At 65.1% G+C, this 6,769-nt stretch carries 8 protein-coding genes; 5 read left to right on the top strand and 3 right to left on the bottom strand.

The genetic code is table 11. The annotated features are described in order from the left end of the window. Window positions 1-122 precede the first annotated feature (122 nt). Together ABIB24_RS26210 and ABIB24_RS26215 are read left to right on the top strand one after the other, a co-directional pair. A complete protein-coding gene (locus ABIB24_RS26210) occupies window positions 123-1,049 on the top strand; it encodes a LysR family transcriptional regulator (RefSeq protein WP_013973160.1) in 927 nt (308 codons plus the stop codon). Window positions 1,050-1,220: 171 nt separating this feature from the next. Beyond that, window positions 1,221-2,375, top strand: a complete 1,155-nt coding sequence (locus ABIB24_RS26215) for a cysteine desulfurase family protein (protein WP_354317632.1) — start codon at window positions 1,221-1,223, stop codon at window positions 2,373-2,375. A gap of 7 nt (window positions 2,376-2,382) precedes the next feature. Here the strand turns inward: ABIB24_RS26215 and ABIB24_RS26220 are convergent, their stop codons facing one another. From ABIB24_RS26220 to nfsB, 3 genes are all read right to left on the bottom strand, one after another. Then, window positions 2,383-2,820: an RES family NAD+ phosphorylase gene (locus tag ABIB24_RS26220; protein ID WP_015270851.1), complete on the bottom strand. Its 438-nt coding sequence runs from the start codon at window positions 2,818-2,820 to the stop codon at window positions 2,383-2,385. Further along, window positions 2,817-3,266 (bottom strand): Xre family toxin-antitoxin system antitoxin, encoded by a 450-nt coding sequence (locus tag ABIB24_RS26225; RefSeq protein WP_013973163.1) that lies wholly within the window; start codon window positions 3,264-3,266, stop codon window positions 2,817-2,819. Before ABIB24_RS26225 ends, ABIB24_RS26220 begins: the two co-directional genes overlap by 4 nt. A 150-nt stretch (window positions 3,267-3,416) precedes the next feature. Beyond that, window positions 3,417-4,070 carry an oxygen-insensitive NAD(P)H nitroreductase gene (gene nfsB / locus ABIB24_RS26230; RefSeq protein WP_354317635.1) on the bottom strand — a complete coding sequence of 218 codons (654 nt, stop codon included), beginning with the start codon at window positions 4,068-4,070 and terminating at the stop codon, window positions 3,417-3,419. Window positions 4,071-4,174: 104 nt separating this feature from the next. On the opposite strand from nfsB, the gene ABIB24_RS26235 reads away from it, so the two are divergent. The 3 genes from ABIB24_RS26235 to ABIB24_RS26245 are packed head-to-tail and all read left to right on the top strand — an operon-like array spanning window position 4,175 to window position 6,611. Beyond that, window positions 4,175-5,098 carry a LysR family transcriptional regulator gene (locus tag ABIB24_RS26235; RefSeq protein WP_354317637.1) on the top strand — a complete coding sequence of 308 codons (924 nt, stop codon included), beginning with the start codon at window positions 4,175-4,177 and terminating at the stop codon, window positions 5,096-5,098. A 47-nt stretch (window positions 5,099-5,145) separates the two neighbouring features. Beyond that, entirely contained in the window at window positions 5,146-5,976 is an 831-nt protein-coding gene (locus ABIB24_RS26240) for an AraC family transcriptional regulator (RefSeq protein ID WP_354317639.1), read from the top strand. 50 nt (window positions 5,977-6,026) lie between these two features. Then, on the top strand, window positions 6,027-6,611 hold the full coding sequence (locus ABIB24_RS26245; RefSeq protein WP_025339653.1) for a LysE family translocator: 585 nt from the start codon (window positions 6,027-6,029) through the stop codon (window positions 6,609-6,611). The last annotated feature ends 158 nt before the right edge of the window (window positions 6,612-6,769 follow it).

Raw genomic sequence — 6,769 nt, forward strand, 5'->3', positions numbered from 1 at the left:
TCGGAGTACATGGGCCAGAGCCTAGAGCAGCATGGCCCCATCCACCTAGTCTATTTTCTGCGTGTATAAACATTCATAACCGATATATGATCGGCCCATAATTCCAACAAAGAGCGGCGCCCATGAACCTCAGCAAGGTCGACCTCAACCTGTTCATCGTGTTCGATGCGATCTACACCGAAGCCAACCTGACCCGCGCCGGGCAGATCGTCGGCATCACCCAGCCGGCAGTGTCCAACGCCCTTTCGCGGCTGCGCGAAACCTTCAACGACCCGCTGTTCGTGCGTACCGCGCAAGGCATGGTGCCCACGCCCATGGCGCAGAACATCATCGGCCCGGTGCGCAACGCCCTGGCACTGCTGCGCACCTCGGTGCAGGAAAGCCGCATCTTCAACCCGCAACAGGCCAACAAGACCTTCCGCATCAGCATGACCGACCTGACCGAAGCGGTGATCCTGCCGCCGCTTTTCCAGCGCTTGCGCCGCCTGGCGCCGGCGGTGCTGATCGAAAGCTTTTTGTGCAAGCGCCGCGAGACCACCAAGGAACTCGCCGCAGGCCGCCTGGACTTCGCCATCGACGCACCGTTGAACACCGACCCGCAGGTACGCCACGTCAAACTGATGCAAGACCGCTATGTCTGCGCCCTGCGCCAGGGCCACCCGCTGGCCGACAGCAAGCTGACCCTCGACAATTACCTGGGCATGACCCACATCCATATTTCCAGCCGCCGCAACGGCCTGGGCTATGTCGACCTGGCCCTGGGCAAGATGGGCGTGCAGCGCAAGGTTGCCTTGCGCTCGCAGCATTACCTGATGGCCTCGCAGGTGTTGCAGCAGACCGACATGGCGATGACCGTCCCCGAGCGCTTCGCCCGTCGTCATCAGTTGCGTTACCAGCCACTGCCGGTGGAGGTGCCTGCGCTGGAAACGCACCTGTACTGGCATGAAAGCACCGATCAGGACCCGGCCAACCGCTGGATGCGCGAGCAGATCACCGAGTTGTGCGAACGTGTGGTGGCCGAGGAAGAGAGGGCCTTGGAACCAGCCTGAACAGAATGGCGGGATGCGGAGAAAAAAATTCCAAGAAAAACTCGATAGATAGAAATTTTTCTTGATCATTTCCAGAATAGAGCCGCTGGAAGTGAAAAATATCTCCGAAGTAGCGGGTACGCTTGCTCCAACGATTGCCGATTTCACGGCGACAGAAACGGACCCGCCCCAATGCCCAGCGCCCCGCTCTACTTCGATTACGCCGCCACCACTCCGGTCGACGACCGGGTCATCGAAACCATGCTCGCCTGCCTTGGCAGCCAGGCCAACTTCGGCAACCCGGCGTCCAGTGGACATGCCTTCGGCCAGGCCGCCCGCCACGCCGTGGAGCAGGCCCGCCAGCAAGTGGCCGAACGCGTCGGCGCACCGGCCGATGCACTGGTCTGGACCTCAGGTGCGACCGAGTCCAACAACCTGGCGCTCAAGGGCATTGCCCAGGGCCTCGGCCAGCCCGGGCACCTGATCACCAGCCAACTGGAACACAAGGCCGTGCTCGACACGGTGGCCGAACTGGAGCGCCAGGGCTGGGCCGTTACCCGCCTGGCACCGGATGCCGCCGGCCTGATTCAGCCTGCGGCGGTGCAGGCAGCGTTGTGCGCCGACACCCGCCTGGTATCGCTGATGGCGGTGAACAATGAACTGGGCACGATCACCGACTTTGCCGCGATTGGCGAACAGGTACGTGCCCACGGTGCCCTGCTGCACGTGGATGCGGCGCAGGCGGTGGGCAAACTGGCCATCGACCTGAGCGCCATGGCCGTGGACCTGATGTCGTTCTCGGCACACAAGGTGTATGGGCCCAAGGGCATCGGTGCGCTCTACGTCGGGCCACGCGCCCGCACGCTGATGCGTGCGCAGATGCACGGTGGCGGCCATGAGCAAGGCCTGCGCTCCGGCACCCTGGCGACCCACCAGATTGCCGGCATGGGCAGCGCCTTTGCCCTGGCCGGCCAGCCCGGCGACAGCGAACACCTGCGCCTCGAGCAACTGGCCAGGCGCCTGCGCGAAGGCCTGCTGGCCCTGCCTGGCGTCACCCTCAACGGCTGCGCCAACCAGCGCATTCCCCATACGCTGAACCTGTGTATCGACAGCAAGGGCTTCAACAGCGCGGCGCTGGCCAGCGAGCTGGCGTTGTCGACCACCTCGGCCTGCAACTCGGCGAGCAATGCGGCCTCGCATGTGCTGCTCGCGCTGGGGCTGGATGAACGCCAGGCACGCAACAGCGTGCGGCTGAGCATCGGGCGTTTCAGCAACGACGCTGAAGTGGACAAGGCGCTCGAAGTGTTTGGCCGGGTGCTGACAGCGGCATCAGCGGCACTTTGGTGAAGCGGCCCTAGAACAGCCGGCTGTCCGGGGTGAAGTCCTCGACCTCGAGCCTGGCACTGTTTGCCTGCGGATGACGCGGGTTGAACAGGTAATTGGTGGTGCTGGGCATGATCGCGCTCGGCACCGGCAGCAGCAATGCCGAGCACTCATCCAGAAAGCGGTTGCCCAGGCCCCGGGTCAGTTCGGTCTGGCTCGACCAGCCAGGCTGCAAGGCGGGCAACTGCGCTTGCGAAACGGTGTCGGGCAACTCGATACGCAGCAGCCGCATGGTGGTGGGGAAATCCTCAGGGTCGATCTCCAGGTGCACGAGCACCTCCAGCATTGCCCCGGCCGGGCTGGTGGCGGCATACACCACTGGCCGGCCCGCCTGGTGCCAGCGGCCGCTGACACGCAAGCCGCCCGTTCCGCTCAAGTCTGCATAGGCGCTGATACGCCACAGAATCACAGGCCGAAGCCCTCGGCGATCTGCAGCAACATCTCTTCGACCTGAGTGGTGCCCTGCTGGGTGGTGAGCATCTGCATCGGCGTCAGCCCCGAGAAGCGCTCCTTGGGCTTGGACAGCCAGCGCTTGGCCTTGCCCGCCTCACCGAACACGGCTTCGGCCATGGCGGTGATATGGGCCGAGCGGAACAGCCGGTCGCTTTCTTCCACGGTCAGTGGCTGGTCACGTTCGATGCGGGTTTTCAGCGTGCGCAGGGGAATGATCTGGTCACGCTCCACAGGGGTGAACACGCCGAGTTCGGTCAGTTTCACCAGCCAGGTGGCAGCGAAGCCATGGGTGATGCGGGTGTGGATTTCGAAGTCACTGGCGAGTTCGGGGATTTCCAGCAGTGCATGCAGGCGCGCCCGGTACTCGTGGTAACCGTTGTCGCGAAGCACTTCGGCAAGCATGGCGCTCTCCTTTCCGGCGTTTGCCGACAAGTATGCGGCATATGCCGGACATATGCCAGTTCATGAGGCCTGTGAAAGCCTTGAAGGCGATGCCATGCTGTGGGAGCGGCCTTGCGTCGCGAAAGGGCCGCACAGCGGCCCCGGACAATCTCACAGGAAGGTGAACACCTGCGAAGCCGGCAACCGCGACTTGTTCAAGCCAGCGTTGAAGTCCGTCTCGCTGCGATAGCCCAGGCTGAGAATGACCACACTGGTGAACCCACGCTCGCGCAAGCCCAGCTCGGCATCGAGAATCTTGCTGTCGAAGCCCTCGATCGGCGTGGCATCCAGCCCATGTGCCGCAGCCCCCAGCAAGGCAGTACCCAGCGCCAGGTAGGTCTGCTTTTCCATCCAGTGCTGCACGTCCTTCTGGTCAAAGCGGTGCAGGTCGACGTAATGCCGGCGGCTCTGGTTCTGCCCGGCACGCGCCTGATCATCGCGGAAGCGGCCATCGGCAGCTTCCTGGTCGAGCACGGCATTCAGGTGCGCTTCGGACATTTCGGTGCGGGTGCAGAACACGATCACATGCGAGGCATCGAGGATCTTCGGCGAATTGTAGGCAAAGCGCTCTGTGGTGCTCTTGGCCAGGCGGGCCTTGCCTTCGGCGCTGTCGGCAACGATGAAATGCCACGGCTGCGAGTTGACCGAAGACGGGCTGTGACGCAGTTGTTCGAGCAAGGCATCGACGGTGGCCTGGGGAATACGGCGCGAGGCATCGTAGGCTTTGGTGGTGTAGCGGCGCTTGGCCAGCGAGACGGTATCCATGCAACAACTCCGGGAATGAACAGGGGATTTGCCGGGCATCTTATCTTTCCTGCAGAAAAGAAAAACCGGCACAATGCAGCAACACTTTCATCCCAGGAGTGAAAATGCTGCGCATCGCCGACCTCAAACTGTTCGTCCGCAGCAGCGTACTGGGCAGCTTCACCGCTGCCGCCCACGAGGCCGAACTGCTGCCGGGGCAGGTGGCCGCCGCGATCAAGCGCCTGGAGCGCGACCTGGACGTGCGCCTGTTCGCACGCACCACCCGCAGCCTGCGCCTGACCGCCGAAGGCGAGTTGTACCTGCCGACGGCCCTGAATGTGCTGGAGAGCCTGCGCCAGGGGCGTGAAGACCTGCATGGCAACGCCAACACCCTGCGCGGTACCCTGCAGGTGTCGGCACCGTCCGACCTGGGCCGCAACATGCTGCTGCCGTGGCTGAGCGCCTTCCGCCGCGAGCACCCGGCCCTGCACCTGCGCTTCTTCCTGTCCGACCAGATCGCCGACCTCAACCGCGACCCGGTAGATGTGGCGATCCGCTATGGCCTCAACCAGGACGCCAATTACATTGCCCTGCCGCTGGCCGACTGGAACCGCCGGGTGCTGGTGGCCGCGCCCGACTACCTGGCTCGTCACGGCCGCCCGCTCACCCCCGACGCCCTGCAGCAGCACGCCTGCCTGCTGTACATGCAGCACAACCGGGTCTACGACAAGTGGCGAGTGGGCAACCGCACCGTGCAGGTGCGCGGGCCACTGGTCAGCGACGATGCCGACGTGATCCGCCGCCTGGCCTTGCAGGGCGAAGGCATCGTCTACAAGTCGTGGCTGGACGTAAGCGCCAACATCGCGGCCGGCGAGCTGGAAATCATCCTCCCCAAGCACCTCGGTGAGCCCGCCCCGGCCACCCTGGTGTGCCCGCACCGCAAGCAGCTCACGCCCGCGGTGGCGCAACTGCACCTGTGGCTGCGCGAACGCTTCGAGGCCTTGCGTAACCGGGCGCTGACCAACGGCTGCACAATCGTTCCAGACTGAGCCTGGCCGTTGCGCTAAGGTAGCGATTTCTGCCACGGCACGCCCCCATGAGCAACTGGATCGACCTCAAGCAAGACGCCGACACCGGCATCGAGTCGGTCCGCGCGCATTTCATCGGGCATGCCTACGACCCGCACTGGCACGACAGCTTCCTGGTTGGCGTTACCGAGCAAGGTGTGCAGCAATTCGATTGCCGACGAGTACGCCATCGCAGTACGCCGGGGCACGTGTTCCTGCTGGAGCCCGGTGAAATCCATGACGGCCATGCGCCCACCGAGGACGGCTTCACCTATTCGACCCTGTACCTGGAACCCACCTGGGTGGGCAGCCAACTGCGGGCACTGTTCGAACACGCGCCAAGCGACAGCCTGCCCAGCTTCGCCGATACCTTGTGCCACGATGAGCGCCTGACGCGTGCCACTGCCCTCGCCTTCCAGGCCGTGCATACCCAGGACTTGCGCATTGTCCGGCAGACGGCCATGGACGACCTGCTGGCCTGTCTGACCCGCCACCTGCACTGGCGCCGGCGCCTGAACCCGGACCCGCGCCTGCCGCTGACCGCGCAGCGCGCACGGGATTACCTGCACGCCAACCTGGAGCGCGACATCGGCCTGGAAGACCTGGCCCAGGCCTGTGGCATCGACCGCTTCCGCCTGACCCGCGCGTTCAAGGCCGCATTCGGCCTGGCGCCACATGCCTATCTGATCCAGCTGCGCCTGGCCCGAGCGCGGCGCCTGCTCGCCCGGGGCCAGACACCCACCGAAGTGGCCATGGCCCTGGGCTTTGCCGACCAGAGCCACCTGGGGCGCTGGTTCCGCCGTGCCTACCAGCTGACCCCGGCCGACTACCGCAGGCGCTGCTCAAACCTTCCAGACTGAAAGGCGGCAGGCAGCGAGCATGGTGCTTCGTTTATCCGGAGCCCTTGATCATGTCGCAGTCGTTGTTGCCCTTCATCCTGTTTGCCCTGGTGTCCAGCATCAGCCCGGGGCCGACCAACCTGTTGATACTCGCCCATGGCGCCCGCGTTGGCCTGCGCGCGAGCCTGGCGCCGATCGTGGCGGCTTGCGGTGCAGCAGCGGCGATCGTGCTGATGGTGGGGCTGGGGCTGGGTGAACTGCTGCTGCGCCACCCGCTGGCCCAGCAGTTGATGAGCTGGGCCGGGGTTTTGTGGTTGAGCTGGCTGGCGTGGAAGATGCTGCGCAGTGCTGCCGCCCCGCTGCAGGCGGCCACGGCGCAAGGCTTCAGTGCACTCAGTGCGGCCTCGTTGCAGGTGGTGAACCCCAAGGTGTGGTTGATGGCCGTGGCGGTGGTCGGAGTGTTTGCCGCGCCGTCGTTGCCGGTATGGCAACTGGCGCTGGTGTTCTTGCTGATTGCCCTGCCCTGCATGGCGGCGTGGGCGCTGCTGGGGGTGGGCAGCGCGCGATGGTTGCAGGCACCTCGGCGGTTGCGGGTGTTCAACCAGGTGTTGGCGGGGGTGTTGTTGATTTCTGCGTGGGCTGCCGTACTGGCTTGAGCCTGCAACAGCTGTTCCCACAGGCCTGCAGAGAACCTGTAGGAGCGGCCTTGTGTGGGGGGGGGGGGGGGGGCCCGGGCCCCCGGGGGGGGGGGGGGGGGGGCGGAGACTGGAGCGGGCGGCGGGCGGGGCGGCGCGGAAGACCGCCGGCGCCCCAC

It is taken from the genome of Pseudomonas sp. UYEF17 (assembly GCF_040546125.1).
GTDB classification, from domain to species: domain Bacteria; phylum Pseudomonadota; class Gammaproteobacteria; order Pseudomonadales; family Pseudomonadaceae; genus Aquipseudomonas; species Aquipseudomonas putida_Z.

What these genes read in the sequence shown, in the direction of transcription:
- ABIB24_RS26210 (WP_013973160.1), top strand. Translation starts at nt 123, where the DNA reads ATGAACCTCAGCAAGGTCGACCTCAACCTGTTCATCGTGTTCGATGCG.
- ABIB24_RS26215 (WP_354317632.1), top strand. Translation starts at nt 1,221, where the DNA reads ATGCCCAGCGCCCCGCTCTACTTCGATTACGCCGCCACCACTCCGGTC.
- ABIB24_RS26225 (WP_013973163.1), bottom strand. Translation starts at nt 3,266, where the DNA reads ATGCTTGCCGAAGTGCTTCGCGACAACGGTTACCACGAGTACCGGGCG.
- nfsB (WP_354317635.1), bottom strand. Translation starts at nt 4,070, where the DNA reads ATGGATACCGTCTCGCTGGCCAAGCGCCGCTACACCACCAAAGCCTAC.
- ABIB24_RS26235 (WP_354317637.1), top strand. Translation starts at nt 4,175, where the DNA reads ATGCTGCGCATCGCCGACCTCAAACTGTTCGTCCGCAGCAGCGTACTG.
- ABIB24_RS26240 (WP_354317639.1), top strand. Translation starts at nt 5,146, where the DNA reads ATGAGCAACTGGATCGACCTCAAGCAAGACGCCGACACCGGCATCGAG.
- ABIB24_RS26245 (WP_025339653.1), top strand. Translation starts at nt 6,027, where the DNA reads ATGTCGCAGTCGTTGTTGCCCTTCATCCTGTTTGCCCTGGTGTCCAGC.